This window comes from Cupriavidus sp. HE11 (assembly GCF_056097175.1).
The window spans coordinates 1,684,625-1,704,828 of sequence record NZ_CP184465.1; the positions used below are offsets into that span (position 1 = coordinate 1,684,625).

The 20,204-nt window shown below is 65.7% G+C and carries 19 protein-coding genes; 18 read left to right on the forward strand and 1 reads right to left on the reverse strand.

What is annotated here, in order from left to right:
• The first annotated feature begins 95 nt into the window (after positions 1-95).
• The 18 genes from ACOABP_RS24865 to ACOABP_RS24950 all read left to right on the forward strand — a co-directional run bounded on the left by ACOABP_RS24865 (position 96) and on the right by ACOABP_RS24950 (position 19,175).
• Entirely contained in the window at positions 96-2,075 is a 1,980-nt protein-coding gene (locus ACOABP_RS24865; RefSeq protein ID WP_474228294.1) for a putative bifunctional diguanylate cyclase/phosphodiesterase, read from the forward strand.
• A 176-nt stretch (positions 2,076-2,251) separates the two neighbouring features.
• Positions 2,252-2,635 (forward strand): response regulator, encoded by a 384-nt coding sequence (locus tag ACOABP_RS24870; RefSeq protein WP_474228296.1) that lies wholly within the window; start codon positions 2,252-2,254, stop codon positions 2,633-2,635.
• Between the two features lie 172 nt (positions 2,636-2,807).
• A complete protein-coding gene (locus ACOABP_RS24875; protein ID WP_066742647.1) occupies positions 2,808-3,296 on the forward strand; it encodes a chemotaxis protein CheW in 489 nt (162 codons plus the stop codon).
• A gap of 82 nt (positions 3,297-3,378) precedes the next feature.
• Entirely contained in the window at positions 3,379-5,016 is a 1,638-nt protein-coding gene (locus tag ACOABP_RS24880) for a methyl-accepting chemotaxis protein (RefSeq protein WP_474228298.1), read from the forward strand.
• Between the two features lie 172 nt (positions 5,017-5,188).
• Positions 5,189-7,039, forward strand: a complete 1,851-nt coding sequence (locus ACOABP_RS24885; protein WP_474228300.1) for a methyl-accepting chemotaxis protein — start codon at positions 5,189-5,191, stop codon at positions 7,037-7,039.
• A 113-nt stretch (positions 7,040-7,152) separates the two neighbouring features.
• The gene (locus ACOABP_RS24890; RefSeq protein WP_474228301.1) at positions 7,153-7,905 is read left to right on the forward strand and encodes a DUF4088 family protein; all 753 of its coding nucleotides are present in this window, start codon (positions 7,153-7,155) and stop codon (positions 7,903-7,905) included.
• A gap of 400 nt (positions 7,906-8,305) precedes the next feature.
• Positions 8,306-8,623, forward strand: coding sequence for a flagellar transcriptional regulator FlhD (flhD, locus tag ACOABP_RS24895; RefSeq protein ID WP_008647543.1), 318 nt, complete (start codon positions 8,306-8,308; stop codon positions 8,621-8,623).
• A complete protein-coding gene (gene flhC, locus ACOABP_RS24900; RefSeq protein ID WP_066742639.1) occupies positions 8,620-9,225 on the forward strand; it encodes a flagellar transcriptional regulator FlhC in 606 nt (201 codons plus the stop codon). Before flhD ends, flhC begins: the two co-directional genes overlap by 4 nt.
• A gap of 121 nt (positions 9,226-9,346) precedes the next feature.
• Positions 9,347-10,210 carry a flagellar motor stator protein MotA gene (gene motA, locus ACOABP_RS24905; protein WP_049815961.1) on the forward strand — a complete coding sequence of 288 codons (864 nt, stop codon included), beginning with the start codon at positions 9,347-9,349 and terminating at the stop codon, positions 10,208-10,210.
• Positions 10,211-10,223: 13 nt separating this feature from the next.
• Positions 10,224-11,207 (forward strand): flagellar motor protein MotB, encoded by a 984-nt coding sequence (motB, locus tag ACOABP_RS24910; RefSeq protein ID WP_474228302.1) that lies wholly within the window; start codon positions 10,224-10,226, stop codon positions 11,205-11,207.
• A 65-nt stretch (positions 11,208-11,272) separates the two neighbouring features.
• On the forward strand, positions 11,273-13,297 hold the full coding sequence (cheA, locus tag ACOABP_RS24915) for a chemotaxis protein CheA (protein WP_474228303.1): 2,025 nt from the start codon (positions 11,273-11,275) through the stop codon (positions 13,295-13,297).
• A gap of 21 nt (positions 13,298-13,318) precedes the next feature.
• On the forward strand, positions 13,319-13,813 hold the full coding sequence (locus tag ACOABP_RS24920; RefSeq protein ID WP_474228304.1) for a chemotaxis protein CheW: 495 nt from the start codon (positions 13,319-13,321) through the stop codon (positions 13,811-13,813).
• A gap of 64 nt (positions 13,814-13,877) precedes the next feature.
• Positions 13,878-14,789, forward strand: a complete 912-nt coding sequence (locus tag ACOABP_RS24925) for a CheR family methyltransferase (RefSeq protein WP_474228306.1) — start codon at positions 13,878-13,880, stop codon at positions 14,787-14,789.
• Positions 14,786-15,448: a chemoreceptor glutamine deamidase CheD gene (gene cheD, locus ACOABP_RS24930; RefSeq protein WP_474228308.1), complete on the forward strand. Its 663-nt coding sequence runs from the start codon at positions 14,786-14,788 to the stop codon at positions 15,446-15,448. Before ACOABP_RS24925 ends, cheD begins: the two co-directional genes overlap by 4 nt.
• A gap of 23 nt (positions 15,449-15,471) precedes the next feature.
• Positions 15,472-16,545: a protein-glutamate methylesterase/protein-glutamine glutaminase gene (locus ACOABP_RS24935; protein WP_474228309.1), complete on the forward strand. Its 1,074-nt coding sequence runs from the start codon at positions 15,472-15,474 to the stop codon at positions 16,543-16,545.
• Positions 16,546-16,627: 82 nt separating this feature from the next.
• Entirely contained in the window at positions 16,628-17,014 is a 387-nt protein-coding gene (cheY, locus tag ACOABP_RS24940) for a chemotaxis response regulator CheY (RefSeq protein WP_197497596.1), read from the forward strand.
• Positions 17,015-17,029: 15 nt separating this feature from the next.
• Positions 17,030-17,665, forward strand: coding sequence for a protein phosphatase CheZ (cheZ, locus tag ACOABP_RS24945; RefSeq protein ID WP_474228311.1), 636 nt, complete (start codon positions 17,030-17,032; stop codon positions 17,663-17,665).
• A gap of 151 nt (positions 17,666-17,816) precedes the next feature.
• Positions 17,817-19,175, forward strand: a complete 1,359-nt coding sequence (locus ACOABP_RS24950; RefSeq protein ID WP_474228312.1) for a M20/M25/M40 family metallo-hydrolase — start codon at positions 17,817-17,819, stop codon at positions 19,173-19,175.
• On the opposite strand, the gene ACOABP_RS24955 is transcribed toward ACOABP_RS24950, so the two are convergent.
• Entirely contained in the window at positions 19,165-20,115 is a 951-nt protein-coding gene (locus tag ACOABP_RS24955) for an ABC transporter substrate-binding protein (protein WP_474228314.1), read from the reverse strand. The two genes, ACOABP_RS24950 and ACOABP_RS24955, sit on opposite strands and share 11 nt — an antisense overlap.
• Between the last annotated feature and the right edge of the window lie 89 nt (positions 20,116-20,204).

Sequence of the window (20,204 nt, forward strand, 5' to 3'; positions counted from 1 at the left end):
CACACGGAGCGCGCAAGATGCCATGATGCGGGGTTTTGTCTGCCCCGCACCCCGGTGTTTCCCGCGCCCTTGCCGTTTCCCTTCGCGCAGCCTCAATGATTGCCACGAATACCCTCCTGTTGCTGCTTGCAGCCGCGCTCGGCGTCGTTGCCGCGCGCGGCCTGCGTGCGGCCAAGCCGGAAGGCGAGCCGGGGCGCAAGACTGTCCGATCCCTGACGTGGTCGGCGGCGCTGCTGTCGCAGGTCACCACGGGCATGCCGCTCTGGGTCACCGTGGCCTCGGGCACGCTGACGGCAGCCAATCACGGCGCCGACCTGGCGGCAACCTTCGCCGCGACGCTGGCGGCCAGCATTGCGGCATCGCACCTGCTGGCCCCTGCCTGGCACTGGGTTCGCCAGGGCGGCCGTGGCTGGCAGGTTGCCATCGTCACGGCCATGCTGGCCGGCGCTGGCCTGGTTGCAGTGGCCGGCGCGCGGCTCGGGCGGGCCTGCGGTGGCCTGTCGATGTCGCCGCGCGATTGCCTGGACGTGGCGGGCCTGCACGGGTCGGTGTGGCTGGCGGGTGGACTGGCGCTGCTGTGCTCCGCGCTCTATGCGATGCATCGCATCCAGTCGCGCAAGTGGGCGGGAGCGTTTGCCGAGGGCGCGCTGGCCGACGACGCGTCTGACGAATTCCCGGCCGCCGCGCGTGCCGGCGAGCCGCGCATCATGCGGCGTGGCAACGGCCGCATGGCCGGCCTGACCGTGCGGTCGTCGGGCCGCGACCAGCCGCCCGTTGGCGAATACAGCGTCAGCAACGAAGACCTGCCCGATCGCACCGCCTTTGCGCGCTGGCTCGACCAGACCATCGCGCATGCCAGGTTGTCGGAGACTGCCTGCGCGGTGCTGCTGATCCATATCGCGGATTTCCGCGAGGTAGACGAAGTCTTTGAAGTCCGCGCCGACGACATCCTGGCGCAGGATGCCGGTGCGCTGGCCCAGGCCGCGCTGGAACCGCATCACTTCCTGGCCCGGCTGGCGCGCGACGAATTCGCGGTGGGCGTGCCGGAACTGGTCCAGCACAGCCGCACCCACGACCTGGGGGCGCGCGTGCTTGGATCGCTGTCCGAGTTCGTGGCGGCGCGCGGGCTGCAGATGCAGATCGGCGTGAATATCGGCATTGCCATCTATCCGCGCGATGCGGCCACGTCGGAATCGCTGATGCAGGCGGCGCGTGTCAGTCTGTCGGAGGCGCGTGAAAGCGGGTCGAACCAGATGCGCGTGTTCAATTCGGCCGCGGGCGAACGGGCGCGCCGCATGCGCGTCATCCGTCGCGATCTCTGGCCGGCCATCCAGGACGATGCGCTATCGCTGATGTACCAGCCGAAGTACGACGTGAAGTCGCGCGGCGTGGTGGGGGCCGAGGCACTGTGCCGCTGGCGGCATCCGACGCTGGGCCCGGTCAATCCGGCCGAATTCATCATGGTGGCCGAGCAGTCGGGCCAGATCGACAAGCTCGACGACTGGGTCATCTCCACGGTCTGCGCCCAGGTGCGCGCCTGGCAGGACGCGGGGCTGCCGACGGTGCCGGTAGCCATCAACGTGTCGGGGCTGCGCTTTGCCAGCCGCAACTTCCCGCAGTACCTGCTCGAACAGATCCACCAGCACGACATCCCGCCATCGGCCATCACGCTGGAAATTACCGAGACGGCGGCCATGAAGGACATCGGCAAGTCGATGGAGACGCTGGCCGAACTGCAGTCGCTGGGCATCCACGTGGCGCTGGACGACTTCGGCAGCGGCTACTCCAGCCTGGGCTACCTGAAGCGGCTGCGCGTGGGCACGCTCAAGATCGACCGCACGCTGATCGGCGGGCTCGACGCCGACCCGCAGGGCCGGGCGATCGTCGGGTCGATGGTGGCGCTGGCGCACGAACTGCGCATGAAGGTGGTGGCCGAGGGCGTGGAATCGGCATCGCAGCTCGATATCCTGCACGGCATGGGCTGCGACGAGGTGCAGGGCTACCTGATGGCCGTGCCGCTCGATGCCCCGGTCTTTGCCGAACAGCTCCATGGCGCCCAGCGCCTGCGCGCCTGAGCGGTCGGGCGAAACGTGAATAATCGTCAATAACGCTAAAGCGCGCGCCTCGCGTGTCGTTATGAAGGTGACAGGGCAGTGGCGCATGCCGGATTTCGCACGCCCGAGCCAGCTGGCCTGTCCGTCGCCGGCCGCGCTGCCTTGCCTCTGGCGGACCAACCCATACGGAGTCCCCGATGTCCCTTCCGCACATCCTCGTCGTCGACGATTCACCATCCTTGCGCCGCATGACGGGCGCCTGCCTGCGCGCGGGCGGATTCACGGTGACCGAGGCGGCCGATGGCAAGGAGGCGCACGAGGTGGCCATGGAGGGTCAGTTCGGCATGCTGGTCACCGACCAGGTCATGCCCGTGATGGACGGCCTGTCGCTGATCCGTGCGCTGCGCGCCACGACGGCCTATACGTCGATTCCGATCCTGATGCTCTCGACCGAGCACGACGACCGCATCCTGGACCAGGCCCGCGAGGCCGGTGCCTCGGGTTTCCTGGCAAAGCCATTCGACCCCGAGGATCTGCTGGCCTCCGTCCACGCGCTTCTGGACCCTCCCACGGAGGGGTAAGCCGGGCGCCAAGTCGTCCTTAATTCACCCCGCAACGTGCCGTAAATACTGGAGGGCCATAGCAGGTGGTCCGGCCGGGCCCATTGGGCCGCGAGCCGGCTGACCGCCTCGGGTCGCCAGCAGCCAGGGGCACGCTACCCCGGCCACGACCAACCTTGCCAGCGGGGGCAACATGAATACCAGCAACAACCGCGCGGACGGCGCGGGAGAAGAATTCCTGGCCTTCCGGCTTGGCCGCGAGGAATACGGCATCGACATCCTCAAGGTCCAGGAAATCCGTGGCTACGAACAGGTCACGCAGATCGCCAACGCGCCTGACTACCTGAAGGGCGTGGTCAACCTGCGCGGCACCATCGTGCCGATCATCGACCTGCGCATCAAGTTCAACCAGGCCGAGATCAGCTACGACCAGTATACCGTGGTGATCATCGTCGATATCCATGAACGCACCACGGGCATCGTGGTTGACGGCGTATCCGACGTGCTCACGCTGACCCCGTCGCAGATCAAGCCGGCGCCGGCGCTGTCCGGTGGCATGGCTACCGACTACATCCGCGGGCTTGGCTCGCTCGAGGGCCGCATGCTGATCCTGACCGACATCGAGAAGCTGATGGATGTCGACGATCTTGCGGCGCTTGACGCCGCGGCCGCCACCGCCTGATCTACACCGTAACAAGCGGCCCGTGGCGCCCGCGCGAATGCGGGGCCCCGGCGCCGGAGCCTTCAACGCAGTTCGAACACCCATGCGCAACAACCAGCCTGTCACGCAGCGCGAGCATCCGCTCTCGCCGGACGATTACCTGATTTCCCGAACCGACCTCAAGGGGCGTATCACGTTCGCAAACCGGGCGTTCGTGGAGACCAGCGGCTTCTCGTCGGCAGAGCTGATGGGCGCGCCGCACAACCTGGTGCGCCATCCGGACATGCCGCCCGAAGCGTTTGCGGACCTGTGGACGTCGATCCAGGCCGGCAAGTCGTGGGTGGGTATCGTCAAGAACCGGCGCAAGGACGGCGACCACTACTGGGTGCAGGCCACGGTCACGCCGACGCGCGTGGCCGGCCGCATCATTGGCTATACGTCGGTGCGGTCGATGGCGTCGCGCGAGCAGATCGAAGTCGCCGAGGCCGCGTACAAGCGCTTCCGCGAAAAGCGCGCCGCCGGGCTCGCGATCCGCGACGGGGCGGTGGTCCGGACCGGCGTGGCCGGCTTTGTCGGCCGCCTGACCCGCCTCAGTCTCCGGCGTCGCATTCTCTGGGCCCAGATGGCCGGGCTCGTATGGTTCCTGGTGGCGCTGGCCGGCGTTCACTGGATGTCGGCAGATGCTGCCGCCCAGCTGTGGCCGTGGCTGTGGGGCGCCTTCGCACTGGCCGTGATCTCGTCGATGGCTTCGGGCGCGATGCTGGTATCGCGCGTGGAAAAGCCCGTCGGCGAGATGCTCGATTTCGCGCTGCGCATGGGTGCCGGCGACCTGACCACCACGTTCGAGCACAAGGCTGGCGACGAGGTAGGGGCACTGGCGCGCGCCATGCGCACGATGCAGCGCAGCCTGCTGTCGGTGGTGCATGACATCCAGGAAGGCATGGCCAGCATCTCGACAGCCACGCACCAGGTGGCCGCCGGCAACAACGACCTGTCGCAGCGCACCGAGCAGCAGGCGGCGTCGCTGGAGGAAACCGCATCGAGCATGGAGCAGCTGACCGGCACGGTACGCCAGAACGCCGACAACGCGCGCCAGGCCAGCGGGCTGGCCGCCAATGCGTCGGAGACTGCCGTGCGGGGCGGCGAGGCCGTGGGGCGCGTGGTGCAGACCATGCAGGAAATCAACGAGGCATCGCACAAGATCGTCGACATCATCGGCGTGATCGAGGGCATTGCCTTCCAGACCAACATCCTGGCGCTGAACGCTGCCGTGGAAGCCGCCCGCGCCGGTGAACAGGGCCGCGGCTTTGCCGTGGTGGCCGGCGAGGTGCGCAGCCTCGCGCAGCGCAGCGCCAACGCGGCCAAGGAAATCAAGGGCCTGATCGGCAACACCGTGTCGCGCGTGGAAAACGGCGCCGCGCAGGTGGGCGAGGCCGGTGCCACGATGGACGAGATCGTCCAGGCCGTGAAGCGCGTGACCGACATCATGGGCGACATCAGTTCGGCATCGGCCGAGCAGAGCGCCGGCATCGAGCAGGTCAACGAGGCCGTGGCGCAGATGGATGAAGGCACGCAACAGAACGCAGCATTGGTGGAGCAGGCCGCTGCCGCGGCCGGCGCACTGGAAGAACAGGCCGACCGCCTGCGCGAGTCGATCTCCACATTCCGCGTGAGCACGCAGGCCGAAGTGCGGCCCGCACGTCCGTGCCAGATGGAGACGCTGGCGGAGGCAGTTGGCTGAAGTGGGGAGCAGGCCCGCGCCCGCCTGGGGCAAGGGCATTTCATAAAGCGCCGTGCCATCAAGCGCGGCATCAGGAACGGGGTAGAGCAGCCGCCCACGCAGGCGGCCGCGACAACAACCCGGGTGGCATCGTCCATCCCGGTCATTTCTGACAGAAGAAGGGGGTAGTTCTATGCAGTGGTTCAATCAACTACGCGTTACGACCAGGCTGATTGCGGGCTTCCTGGTGGTATCGGTGATCGGCGCCGTCATCGGCCTGCTGGGCGTGGTCAACATGGGGCGCATGGCGGACTGGACCGGCAAGATCTACAACACCGACCTGCAGGCGCTGAAGGCCGTGCAGGACGGCAACATCAACCTGGTCTACGCCAGCCGCGCGCAGATTGCGCTGCTGTCGGCATCGACCATGGGCGAGCGCGCGACCGAGAAGGAAGAGATCCAGAAATCGCTGACGGCGATGGAGGCGCGTGTAAAAACTGCAAAGGACTCGTTCAGCCAGCCGGAAGGCCAGGCGCTGTTCAAGCAGTATGAAACGCTGGTGCCGCCGTTCCGCGACCGCATGACCAAGTATGTGGAACTGGTGAGCAAGCAGCCGCTGGACACGTCGCAGTTCGAAAGCACGGTCTTCACCGAAAGCGCCGACCTGCTCAAGGAAAGCCGCGCGCTGGAAGACGTGCTGTTCAAGATGGTCAAGCGCCGCGATGACCGCGCCAAGTCCAACATGGAAGAGTCGACCAGCGTCTACAACAGCTCGCGCGTGCTGATGTTGCTGCTGGTGGTGGGTGGCGTCGTGGTTTCGGTGCTGCTGGGCTGGTTCCTGGCACGCCAGCTCTCGCGCCAGCTGGGTGGCGAACCCGGCTATGCGGCGTCGATCGCTGCAAGCATCGCCGATGGCGACTTCTCGGCCAAGGTGGATCTGCGCCGTGGCGACGACCACAGCCTGCTGCACGCGATCAGCCAGATGCAGCAGCAGCTGTCGTCGATGGTCCGCGACTTCAAGGAATCGGCCGAATCGATCGGCACGGCTTCGCGCGAGATCGCGGCCGGCAACAACGACCTGTCGCAACGCACCGAGCAGCAGGCCGCCTCGCTGGAGGAAACGGCTTCGAGCATGGAAGAGCTGACCAGCACCGTGCGCCAGAACGCCGACAACGCCCGTCAGGCCAGCGGCCTGGCTGCCAATGCGTCGGATACCGCCGTGCGCGGTGGCGAGGTGGTGGGCCGCGTGGTGGACACCATGGGCGAGATCAACGATGCGTCGCGCAAGATCGTCGACATCATCGGCGTGATCGAAGGCATTGCCTTCCAGACCAACATCCTGGCGCTGAACGCTGCCGTGGAGGCCGCCCGCGCCGGTGAACAGGGCCGCGGCTTTGCCGTGGTGGCCGGCGAGGTGCGCAGCCTGGCGCAACGCAGCGCCAACGCGGCCAAGGAAATCAAGACGCTGATCGACAACTCGGTGGCCCAGGTGGATACCGGCGCGGCACTGGTCAGCCAGGCCGGCACGACGATGGACGAGATCGTGCAGGCCGTGAAGCGTGTGACCGACATCATGGGCGAGATCAGCGCGGCGTCGGCCGAGCAGAGCTCGGGCATCGAGCAGGTCAACCAGGCCGTGGCCCAGATGGACGAAGTGACGCAGCAGAATGCGGCACTGGTGGAGCAGGCAGCGGCGGCAGCCGGTTCGCTGCAGGACCAGGCATCGCGCCTGATGGATTCGGTGTCGGGCTTCCGCCTGTCGGACGATCATGCACCGTTGGCTTCGGCGCCGATGCTGGCGGCCCCGGCGGCCCCTGCCGTGCGTTCGGTGGTCAAGCCCGCCGCCAAGGCCCCGGTGAACCGTGTGGCCAAGGGTGGCAAGCGTGGCAAGCCGGCCAAGGCCGGCACCGCGCTGGTGGCTGCCGCGCCGGCCGTGGCTGAAGTTGCCGGCGAGGATGCCGATACCCAGAAGAAGCGTCCGGCCTTGACGGCGGGTGCGACGGCGAGCCCGGCATCCGACAACGGCGACTGGAGCGCCTTCTGACCGTCATCGGCAATACATCCGACGGACTCATCATCGTCGTCTGAAAAGATGGCGGCGCCCCGGCACAGCGTTGTAAATGTTGCGCCGGGGCGTTCACTCGTCTGCAGAACATCATGAATACCGACATCAGTCTGTCCCTGTCGGCCGAAGCCGCAGCGCGGCTGCGCGCGGACTTCGATGCGTTTGTAAAAGTTTCCACCGGTCTCGATCCGCAGTTCATTCCGCCTGCGTTCGACGATTTCCTGCGCGCCCGGCTGATACAGCAGGATGGCCCGCTGACCGAGCGCGCCGTCATGCGCCTGCTGGCCAGCGGCGAGTACGGCTGGGCCAGGAAGGTCTTCGACAAGCAGCTTCCGAACGCGCTGGCCGCGCTGATGCGCGATGCGCAGCGCTTCGGGTTTGCCCTGGCCGTGCAGCCGGACTGGACGCCCCAGCAGCGCGTGGAACACGCGCGTGAGTGGGCCGCAAACATCCTGTCCGAAGCCGGTGCCGACGCCGCGTTCACCGAAGCGCTGGCGGCGCAGATATCGGCATCGGCTGTCGACGTACGCACGATCGAGGAGCGCATGCGCACCCCGGCATGGCGCATTGCCGACAGCCTGCGCCAGCGCGCCTACGACGTCATGTACGCGTTGCAGACCGAAGAGAGCGAGGCGCTGGGCCGCAGCAAGGTGGGGGAGTTGCGCGCGCTGCTTGGGCTGGCCCTGGAGTACCGGTCAGTGAGCGCGGAGGAAGCGGCTCGCGTACTGGAGCAGGTAGAGCGTGCGCGTCCGCATCTGTTCCGCGAAGCACCCGACGACGTGTTTGCACGGCTGGCCGCGTGGTTGCGTCGCGTGTTTAGCCAAGGTGCGCTCGTTCGTCAATAGTGGAAATCGGCAACCCCCTCTTCGTGAGGGGCGTGTCCACCGTCGGAAACCCGTTTCCGTTCAGTACACAAATCGTTACACCTTTGATGAAAATCAGAAGACAGTCACATTGGCTGTTACAAACTTCGGGGCCCATGTCTTTTCCTTACGACATTCCCTAATCCCCAACGTAAGTAGGGATTGGCATTGTGGGCGGAATGCCGATATAAACGTAACAGTTTCACTTACACTCTGTAACATCTGTAACGTTTCAGGGTTAAGGTGTAACCGGGCGAAGTTCCTTTCGTAGTACGTCGTACCCACTCGAACACGCAACCAAACGATCTGGTCGCCGGCAGGGTTTCCCTGTCTGGTAAGCGCCGGACAAGCGGTCGAGGGGTTATTTGGTAGCGGGGAAAAATTGGAAAGCAGTGAAGTTCTCCAGGAGATCAGGGAGGTCAATCTCGCCTATCTCCTGCTTGCGCAACGACTGGTGCGCGAAAACCAGGTGGAAGCCATGTTCAGGCTTGGTGTCAGCAAGGAAATTGCTGAGATCCTCGCCAAGCTGACCTCGGCGCAACTCGTCAAGCTGGCCGCATCGAACATGGTGCTGTGCCGTTTCCGCTTCGACGATCACGCGTTGCTGTCCACCCTTACACACACGGCCAAGAGCCATGATATGCAGCAGATCCACGCTGCTATCCTGCTGGCCCGGCAACCTGTGGAGTCGCTCAATTGACCGCGCTCCTCCAGGCCCAGCCGGCCCGCAGCTTCACGGCTACTCCCGTTCCCAACCGCAAGAGCGTCCTGCAGGATGCCAACCAGACCCAGCTCGCCATCGAGCTGATCGGCCTGGGTGCGCGTCTGCAGGTGCTTGAAGCCGAGACCACGCTCTCGCGCGACCGGTTGATCCGCCTCTACAAGGAGCTGCGGGGCGCATCGCCGCCCAAGGGCATGCTCCCGTTCTCCACGGACTGGTTCACCACCTGGCTGCCGAATATCCATTCGTCGCTGTTCTTCTCTGCTCACCAGTTCATGGTGCAGGAAGGCGAGACGTCGGGCATTCGTGCCGTAGTGGCCGCTTACCGTCTGTACCTCGAGCACGTTTCGCTGCTCGGTGGCGAAATCGTCTTAAGTTTCACCCGTGCCTGGACGTTAGTACGGTTTTTCGAGAGCAACATGCTGCAGCTTTCCAAGTGCACCTGTTGCGGCGGTCAGTTCGTGACGCATGCCTATGAGCCGCACGCGAACTTCGTCTGCAGCCTGTGCCGTCCGCCGTCGCGCGCCGGAAAGGTGAAGAAGCTCTCGAAGGACGCCGCATCCGCGCAGACGCAAGCCTGATTCACCGGGCCTGACGTCCGCGTGGCAGGTGGGCCCCGGTACCGGCGGGCGGTGACCCCGCTCGTCCGCGCCGGATGCCCAGTGCGTGCCTGACGCGTGTTTTTCAGACGGGGATCCGATCGTGCTAGTAGTTATTGGCTATGTCGTCGTAGTCGTGGCGGTGTTGGGCGGTTACGCCCTCACCGGCGGACATATGGGCGCGCTTTATCAACCGGCGGAGCTCATCATCATCGGCGGTGCCGCCGTCGGCGCATTCATCAGCTCCAACAGCGGCAAGGCCATCAAGGCCACGATGAAGGCCATGCCTTCGCTGCTGCAGGGCTCCAAGTACAAGAAGGAACTGTACCTGGACGTGATGGCGCTGCTGTACGTGCTGCTGTCCAAGGCACGCCGCGAGGGCATCCTGTTCCTCGAAAAGGAAATTGCCGATCCCGCATCGAGCAGTGTCTTCAGTCAGTACCCGCGCATCCTGGCCGACGCCAAGATGATGGAGTTCCTGACCGACTACCTGCGCATGATGGTCAACGGCAACATGAACGCCTTCGAGATCGAGGCGCTCATGGACCACGAAATCGAAACGTTCCGCCACGAAGCCGAGATTCCCGCCCATGCGCTGTCGCGCGTCGGCGACGGCCTGCCTGCCTTCGGCATCGTGGCCGCGGTGATGGGCGTGGTGCATGCACTGGCCTCGGCCGACCTGCCGCCGGCCGAACTGGGCGCCCTGATCGCACACGCCATGGTGGGTACGTTCCTGGGCATTCTGCTGGCCTACGGCTTCGTGTCGCCACTGGCGTCGCGCGTCGAGCACCAGGTGTCCGAGAGCATCAAGATGTACGAGTGCATCAAGGTCACGCTGCTGGCATCGCTCAATGGTTATGCCCCGCTGGTGGCGGTGGAGTTCGGCCGCAAGGTGCTCTACTCCACGGTACGTCCGTCGTTCCTCGAGCTCGACGACCACGTCCGTGAAGTCAAGAGCCTGACCTGACGGGAGAGCAGCCATGAGCAGCGCCCAGGACCTGCGTCCGATCATCATCAAGAAGGCGAAGTCGCACGCCAAGCCGCACGGCAACCACAGCTGGAAGATCGCCTACGCCGACTTCATGACGGCCATGATGGCGCTGTTCCTGGTGCTGTGGCTGCTGAGCACGTCGTCGCCGAAGACCCTTGTCGGTGTGGCCGAGTATTTCAAGACGCCGCTGAAGGTGGCCGTGGCCGGTGGCGACAAGAGCAGCATGTCGAAGAGCGTCATCCCCGGCGGCGGCAAGGACCCGATGGCCAAGGACGGCGAGGTCATGAAGGCCCTGACCAACGATCCATCCGACGCCCAGCGCCGCCGCGACCAGATGGACAGCGAACGCCTGCGCGCGCTCAAGGGCCGTCTCGAACAGATCATCGACAACAACCCGACGCTGCGTCAGTTCCGCCCGCAACTGCTGCTGGATATCACCAGCGAGGGCCTGCGCATCCAGATCCTGGATACCAAGAACCGCCCGATGTTCCGTACCGGCAGCGCGGCCGTGGAACCGTACATGCGGGCGATCCTGCGCGAAATCGGCCCGGTGCTCAACGAGATGCCGAACAAGGTCAGCCTGTCGGGCCATACCGACTCGGCCACGTACATGATGGGCGAGCGCGCATACAGCAACTGGGAACTGTCGGCAGACCGCGCCAACGCGTCGCGTCAGGAACTGATCGCCGGTGGCATGCAGGACGGAAAGGTGCTGCGCGTGCTGGGCCTGGCGGACACCATGCCGCTTGAGAAGAACGACCCGCTGGCGCCGACCAACCGCCGCATCAGCATCGTGGTGCTCAACAAGCGTGCGCAAGCCCAGTTCGAGTCGGAGAACGCCAGCGCGGCGGATGTCTCGGTGCAGGCGCAGAAGGGACGCATGGCCGAAGAGCTTCAGTCGCAGGTGCCGGCGCAGGCGGAAGCCGCATCGGCGCCCGCGGCAAAACCGGCCAACGCGCCCACGGGCAAGTAGGAACGAGGACGCGCCACCGCGGTGGGCGGCGCGGCTTCCCAGAAATCTAGCGAGCCAGGACGATCATGTCTGTCGATATCGATATCACGCAGTTTTACCAGACCTTCTTCGAAGAGGCAGAGGAACTGCTCGTAGAAATGGAGCAGCTGCTGCTCGAGGTGGACATCGAGTCCCCCGATGCCGAAGCACTCAACGCGATCTTTCGCGCCGCCCATTCGATCAAGGGCGGAGCGGCCACGTTCGGCTTCACGGCGCTGACCGAAACCACGCACATCTTTGAGAACCTGCTCGACCGCACGCGTCGGCGGGAACTGGCCCTCACGCGGGTCATCATCGACACCTTTCTGGAAACCAAGGACGTGTTGCAAGACCAGCTCAATGCCTATCGCAACGGCACCGAACCCGATCCGGAAACGTTCAAGCGCATTTGCGCCGTCCTGCAGCAGCTGGCCCAGGAAGCCGGCGGCGAAGCGGCCCACGCTCCGGCCCCTGCACCCGCGCCGGTAGCGGCCCCCGCACCCGCAGCGGCCGCCGCGCCGGCTGGCGGCAACCTCAAGGTTCGCCTGATCAAGGTATCGGCGGGTGACCAGGCGCTGCTGCGCGAGGAACTGGCGAACCTGGGCGAGATCACCGGCCAGGAAGAGGCCGACGGCGACCTCACCATCTGGCTGAACAGCCAGTGCGGCACCGACGACATCATCGCGGTCTGCTGCTTCGTGATCGACGAGAAGCAGATCGTCGTGGAAGCGGTGGCCGCTGGCGAGGCGCCGGCCGCCGCCGCGCCCGCACCGGCGCCCGTTGCCGCACCGGCTCCGGTCGCTGCCGCGCCGGCCGCCGCCCCGGCTGCGAAGGAAAAGGAAAAGGCCAAGCCTGCGGCCGCCGCCGCCGCGCACGGCCCCGATTCGGGTTCGATCCGCGTGCCGACCGAGAAGGTCGACCAGATCATCAACCTGGTGGGCGAACTGGTCATCACGCAATCGATGCTGGCACAGACCGCATCGTCGCTCGACCCCGTGCTGTTCGACCGCCTGTTCTCCGGCATGGGGCAGCTCGAACGCAACGCGCGTGACCTGCAGGAAGCGGTGATGTCGATCCGCATGATGCCGATGGACTACGTGTTCTCGCGCTTCCCGCGCCTGGTGCGCGACCTGGCCAGCAAGCTCGGCAAGCAGATCGACCTGGTCACGTTCGGCAAGGCGACCGAACTCGACAAGAGCCTGATCGAACGCATTATCGATCCGCTGACGCACCTGGTGCGCAACAGCCTCGACCACGGCATCGAAACGCCCGAGAAGCGCGTGGCGGCCGGCAAGGAAGCAACGGGCCAGCTGATCCTGTCCGCACAACACGCTGGCGGCAACATCGTCATCGAAGTGAGCGACGACGGCGGTGGCCTGAACCGCGACCGCATCCTGTCCAAGGCGCTGCAGAACAACCTGCCGGGCGTGTCCGAGAGCATGCCCGATGACGAAGTCTGGCAGCTGATCTTCGCGCCGGGCTTCTCTACCGCCGAAGTGGTGACCGACGTGTCGGGCCGCGGTGTCGGCATGGACGTGGTCAAGCGGAACATCCAGGAAATGGGCGGGCATGTCGAGATCAGCTCGCGCCAGGGCCTGGGTACCACCACCCGCATCGTGCTGCCGCTGACGCTGGCGATCCTGGATGGCATGTCCGTGCGTACCGGCGAAGAGACGTTCATCCTGCCGCTGAACTGCGTGATGGAATCGCTCCAGCCGAAGGCCGACGACGTCCACACCGCCGCCAACGGCGAGCGCGTGATGAACGTGCGTGGCGAGTACCTGCCGCTGCTGGAACTGCACAAGGTGTTCAACGTCGCCAACGCGGTGCAGGAGCCCACGCAGGGCATCGCCGTGATCCTGTCCGCCGAAGGCAAGCGCTTCGCGCTGCTGGTGGACCAGCTGATCGGGCAGCACCAGGTGGTACTGAAGAACCTGGAAACCAACTACCGCAAGGTGCCGTGCATTTCGGCCGCGACGATCCTGGGCGACGGCAGCGTCGCGCTGATCGTGGACGTGGCCGCGCTGCAGCGCACCGGCGTGCGCCGCCAGGACCTGGCGGTGGCACTGTAATCGACAGCAAGGAGAACAGACATGGCCGGCATCGGACACATCGATACCCAGGGCAGCGAAGCCTCTGGCCAGGAATACCTGGTCTTCACGCTGGGCACCGAGGAATATGGCATCGACATCCTCAAGGTGCAGGAAATCCGCAGCTACGAGACGGTAACCCGCATCGCCAACGCGCCCGACTTCATCAAGGGCGTGACGAACCTGCGCGGCGTGATCGTGCCGATCGTGGACCTGCGCCTGAAGTTCAACCTCGCCAACGTGCGCTATGACCACCAGACCGTGGTGATCATCCTGAACGTGGCGGGGCGCGTGGTCGGCATCGTGGTCGACGGCGTGTCGGACGTGCTCACGCTGACGGGCGATGACATCAAGGCCGCGCCGGAGTTCGGCGTGTCGGTATCCAACGAGCACCTGACCGGCCTCGGTTCGGTGGAAGGCCGGATGCTGATCCTGATCGACATCGAACGCATGATGACCAGCTCCGAAATGGAGTTGATCGAAGCCGAGCTCGCCTGAGCGCGCCGGATCGCCCCCAACTGCCTGTACCGCCGGTTATCGGCAACCCTGACGAAATACACTCATGACGCCGCTCCGTTCTTCCTCCAGCGCCACCGGGAAGCCAGGCGCGGCCGCCAGCACGGCCGCACCGGTGCTGGCGCCCCTGCGCGACGACATGCGTGACTTCCTGCTGACCGAGCGCGACTTCGAGAAGGTGCGCGCGCTGATTCACAAGCGCGCCGGCATCTCGCTGGGCAGCCACAAGCGCGAGATGGTGTACAGCCGTCTGGCGCGGCGGCTGCGCTCGTTGCAGCTCAGCGACTTCGGCTCGTACCTGGAACTGCTCGAAGCGGACGACCGGTCCGACGAGTGGGAATACTTCACCAACGCGCTGACCACCAACCTCACGTCGTTCTTCCGTGAGGCGCATCACTTCCCGCTGCTGGCCGAGCATGCCAGGAAGGTTGGCCGCCCCTACAGCGTCTGGTGCGCGGCGGCGTCTACCGGCGAAGAGCCGTATTCGATCGCCATCACGCTGGCCGAGGCGCTGGGCGACCGGGCCGGCACCGTGCTTGCCACCGATATCGACACCCAGGTGCTGGCCAAGGCCCGCGCCGGGGTCTACACGACCGAGCAGGTGGCCCGGATGCAGCAGGAACAGCTCAAGCGCTTCTTCCTGAAGGGCACCGGGGCACGTGCCGGGTCGGTCAAGGTCAAGCCGGACCTGGCATCGACCATCACGTTCGAGCCGCTGAACCTGCTGGCGCCCGACTGGGGCATTCGCGAGAAGTTCGACGCGATTTTCTGCCGCAACGTGATGATCTATTTCGACAAGCCGACCCAGGGCCGCATCCTGGAACGGTTTGCACCGCTGCTCAAGCCGAATGGCCTGCTGTTTGCCGGTCATTCGGAGAACTTCTCGTATGTCACGCGTGCGTTCCAGCTGCGCGGGCAGACCGTGTATGAACTGGCGGGCAAGGGCGGAGGTGCATGATGCGCGGCACCCCCCAGATGCCCGAGGCCATTGCCACGCGAAAGTACTTCGATCGCGAATTCGGCAAGCAGGCCATCAAGCTGCTGCCCAACGAGTACTACGTGACCGGTGACGACGTGGTGCTGACCACGGTGCTGGGATCGTGCGTGGCAGCGTGCATCCGCGACGAAGTGGCCGGCGTGGGCGGCATGAACCATTTCATGCTGCCCGACGACGAGAACGCCGGCCCCGACCGCATGCTGTCGGCGTCGATGCGCTACGGCTGCTACGCGCTGGAAGTGCTGATCAATGAACTGCTGAAGATGGGCGCCCGGCGCGAGCGCCTGGAAGCCAAGGTATTTGGCGGCGGCGCGGTACTGGCGAACATGACGACCCTCAATATTGGGGACCGGAATGCCGATTTCGTACTGAAGTACCTGCGCACCGAAGAGATACGGGTGGCCGCGCAGGACCTGCGCGGGCCGCACGCGCGACGTGTCAGCTATTTCCCGGGCACGGGTCTGGCGCTGGTGCGCCGGCTGACCCGCCAGGACGATACGGTTGGCGTGGAGCGCGACGAGCGTGCCCTGGCACGCGCGCTGTCCACATCCACAAAGGCGCCCGACCGTGGTGCCGTGGCTTTGTTTACGCGGCAGGCATCGGCCAAGTCGCCGACCTGAAAACTGAAGACGTAGAGACGAATATGACCGCCGCGAAGATCAAGGTGCTGTGCGTGGATGATTCCGCGCTGATCCGCAGCCTGATGACGGAGATCATCAACAGCCAGCCGGACATGGAGGTGGTGGGTACCGCCCCCGACCCGCTGGTGGCGCGCGACATGATCAAGCGCCTGAACCCGGACGTGCTGACGCTGGACGTGGAAATGCCACGGATGGACGGGCTCGACTTTCTCGAACGCCTGATGCGCCTGCGGCCGATGCCGGTGCTGATGGTGTCGTCGCTGACCGAGCGCGGCTCCGAAATCACGATGCGCGCGCTGGAACTGGGCGCCGTCGACTTCGTGACCAAGCCCAAGCTGGGCATTCGCGAAGGGCTGATCGAATACACCGACACCATCGCCGACAAGCTGCGCGCTGCATCGCGGGCGCGCGTGCGCGCCCGGACCGAGGCTGCCGCGGGCAGCGCCCCGGCCGCGCCGATCCTGCGCGCGCCACTGCTGTCGACCGAAAAGCTGATCATCGTCGGGGCATCGACGGGCGGCACCGAGGCCATCAAGGAATTCCTGATGCCGCTGCCGCCGGATTCGCCGGCGGTCATGATCGTGCAGCACATGCCGGCCGGCTTCACGAAGTCGTTCGCGCAGCGCCTGAACGGCCTGTGCCGCATCACCGTCAAGGAAGCGGAGCACGGCGAGCGCGTGTTGCCGGGCTACGCGTATATCGCGCCGGGCGACTCCCACCTGCTGCTGGCGCGCAGCGGTGCCAACTACGTGGCGCACCTGTCGCAGGAAGCGCCGGTGAACCGGCATCGCCCGTCGGTAGACGTGTTGTTCGATTCCGCCGCGATCCATGGCGGCAAGAACGTGACCGGCGTGATCCTGACCGGCATGGGCAAGGATGGTGCCCGCGGCATGCTGCGCATGCGCGAGGCCGGATCGTACAACCTGGCGCAGGACGAACAGTCCTGCATCGTGTTTGGCATGCCGAAGGAGGCTATCGCCACCGGCGGCGTGCATGAAGTGGTGCCCCTGAACCAGATGAGCCAGCGCGTCATGGCGCACCTGGCCACGTTTGGTGCACGGGCGCAGCGCGTGTAGTCCTGGATCTCGCGCGCGAGAGGTCAGATCAGCAACATCAACCGGATGGCCCCGTCATCCGCAACCGTTTTGGAGCCGTATAGTGGACAAGAACATCAAGATCCTCGTGGTCGATGACTTCCCGACCATGCGTCGGATCATTCGCAACCTGCTCAAGGAGCTGGGGTTCACCAACGTCGAGGAAGCCGAAGACGGCGCCGCCGGCCTGGAAAAAGTCAAGGACGGCAGCTTCCAGTTCGTGGTGTCGGACTGGAACATGCCGAACATGGATGGCCTGACCATGCTGCAGTCGATCCGCGCGATTCCCGAAATTGCCAAGACGCCGGTGCTGATGGTGACGGCCGAGGCCAAGAAGGAGAACATCATTGCCGCTGCGCAGGCTGGCGCCAACGGCTATGTGGTCAAGCCCTTCACGGCCGCGACGCTGGACGAAAAGATCACCAAGATCTTCGAGAAGCTGGGTCAATAAGAAGAGGTACGCGACATGTCGACGACTCCGACTTTCAGCCAAGAATCGGCCGAGCAGATCATCCATCGCATCGGCAACCTGACGCGAATGCTGCGCGACAACATGCGGGAGCTGGGGCTCGACAAGGAAATCGAGAAGGCCGCCCTGGCAATTCCCGATGCGCGCGACCGCCTGAGCTACATCGCCGCCATGACCGAGCAGGCGGCCGAGCGTACGCTCACCGCCGTCGAGCTGGCGCAGCCGCTGCAGGAAGATCTGGAAAGCAAGGCCACCGCGCTGGACAAGCGTTGGGACGAGTGGTTCGCACAACCGGTGGAGCTGGGCGATGCCCGCGCACTGGTGCTGGACACCCGCGAGTTCCTGACCGAAGTCCCGCAGAAGGCCAAGGCTACCGGCAGCCACCTGCTCGAGATCATGATGGCCCAGGACTTCCAGGACCTGACCGGCCAGGTGATCAAGAAGATGATGGACATGATCCGCACCCTGGAGCAGGAACTGCTGCAGGTGCTGATCGACAACGTGCCGGCCGACCGGCGCGTGGAAGCGCCCCCCACGCTCATGAACGGTCCGCAGATCAACCCCGAAGGCAAGACCGACGTGGTGTCGGACCAGTCGCAGGTGGACGACCTGCTGGCCAGCCTGGGCTTCTGAGCCCGGCAAACGGGACGCGCCGGCAAGGCTGCCGGTGCGTCCCGGGCCTGTTGCGGGGACGCGCCGTACGCGCGTTTTCCGTCACATGGCGGCGCATTCGCTGGCACAATCGTGGGCAACCACGGTTTCCTACTGCCAGAGGATCGCCCCCATGCATGCTCGCCGTACCGTTGTTGCAGTTTCCGTTGCCGCCGCAGTTTCCGCATTCGCCGGCATCGCCCAGGGTCAGACGCTGACCGTCCCGCAGGTTTCCCCCAACGTTGACAGTGCCTATGCACGGCTCGAAGCCGCGCCGCTTTACCAGAAGCTGATGGCCGACGTGCATGCCGACGACGCGCGTGCGCTGGCGGAACTCAAGACCATGACCGAGATCCCCGCGCCGCCGTTCAAGGAAAAGGCGCGCGCGGAGTATTTCGTGTCGCGGCTCAAGGCGCTGGGCCTGACCGACGCCCATATCGATGCCGAAGGCAATGCCATCGGTATCCGCAAGGGCACCGGCAACGGCCCCCGGCTGCTGATCTCCGCCCACCTCGATACGGTCTTCCCGGAAGGCACCGATGTCACGGTGAAGTCGCGCGACGGCAAGCTCTACGCGCCCGGCATTGGCGACGATACGCGCGGCCTGGCCGTGCTGCTGTCGTGGCTCAAGGTGCTCAACGAGAACAAGGTGCGCACGGTGGGCGACCTGGTCTTCGTCGGCAACGTGGGCGAAGAGGAACTGGGCAACCTGCGCGGCATGAAGGCGGTGTTCCGCGACCATCCCGATATCGACGGCATGGTCGGCATCGAGCCTGGCACCGGCGAGCGCGTGCTGACGCAGGGCACCGGCAGCCATCGCTATGAAGTCACGTTCAAGGGCCCGGGCGGACACAGCTTCGGGGCCTTCGGTCTGCCCAGTGCCATTCACGCGATGGGCCGGGCGATCGGCAAGATCGGTGACGTGAAGACGCCCACCGACCCCAAGACCACGTTCACGGTGGGCACGGTTGGCGGCGGCACCTCGGTGAATGCCATCGCCGGCGATGCCCGCATGGCGATCGACATCCGCTCCAATGGCACGCCGTCGCTGCTGGAGACCGAGAAGCACATCATGGATGCCATCGCCGCCGGCGTGGCCGATGAAAATGCGCGCTGGAAGCCGGCCAAGGGGCAGGAAATCACATACCAGGCGCGCATGATCGGCGACCGGCCCGCCGGCATCACGCCCACCGATTCGGTGATCGTGCAGTCGGCCGTGCGCGTCATCAAGGCTCACAGCAAGGAAGCGCCTTCGCTGCGCGGTGGCAGCACCGACGCCAACGTGCCGATGGCGCTGGGCATTCCGGCCATCATCATCGGCAGCGGCGGCAAGTCGGGCGGGTCGCATTCGCGCGACGAGTGGTTCGACCCTACCAACGCCTACGAAGGCGCACAGTGGGGGCTGACCACCGTGCTGGGCCTGGTCGGCGTGGACGGCGTCGGCGACCCGCTGCTGGCAAGGCGGCCCGCCAGGCCGGCGGTTACGCGCTAGGCGCGAAGCCGCGATCGAACGTGGTGGCCACGTCCAGCCGCTGCCTGAGCAGCCCGGCCTTCAGGTAGAAGTCGGCGGTCTGCTGCTGGATGGCCACCAGTTCGGCATCGATGGGCTGCCACCGGGTGCGGCGGCGTTCGAACTGCAGCCGCGCTGCCTCGGGCGGAATGCCGATGATCCGCGCCAGCGTGGCCGAGAACTCGGGCACGTGCTGATAGGACCACTCCTGCGCGCGCACCACGCGCTGCAGGAAATCGGCCAGCACCGCCCGCTTGCTTGCCAGCGCGGCGTCGGTTGCCGCCAGATAGCTCAATCCCGACCACAACCCTCGTCCGCTTACCAGCACCCGTGCATGGCCGCTGGTCTCGGCCATGGCCGTGTACGGTTCCCACGTCGACCACGCGTCGACCGAGCCGTTGGTCAGGGCCAGCTTGGCGTCTGCAGGCGGCAGGAAGCGGAAATCGGCATCCTCCGGTTTCAGGCCGGCCGATGCCAACGCCTTGAGCGCGACGAAATGGCCGATCGATCCACGATTCGTGCCGATGCGCTTGCCTTTGAGGTCGGCCGCGCTCTTCAGCGGCGAGTCTGGGCGCACCAGCACGGCCGTGCCGTAGGGATCGGAGCGGTTGGCGCCGATCAGCCGGATGCGCGTACCGGCGGCCAGCGCAAAGATGGCTGGTGCATCGCCGATGGGGCCGCTGTCGACGGCGCCGGCATTGAGCGCCTCGGCCAGCGGTGCCGCAGCCGGGAATTCGGTCCACTGGATGTCATAGGCCAGCCCCTTGAGCGCGTCGGCCGATTCGAGCAATGCGCGCAGGCCGCCTTTCTGGTCGCCGGCCTTCAAGGTCTGGCGGGGTTGGGCGTGCGCGGCGGCGGGCAGCACGGTGGACAAGGCGCCGGCGCTGGCGGCGTGCAGAAACTGACGGCGGGAGCTGGACATGCGAGCGTAAGAAGCGGATGGCGGAAAACCAGACCGTACGCTTGGCCCCGGCACAGGCCAACGAATGATTTCGTGGTTTCTTATGCTGT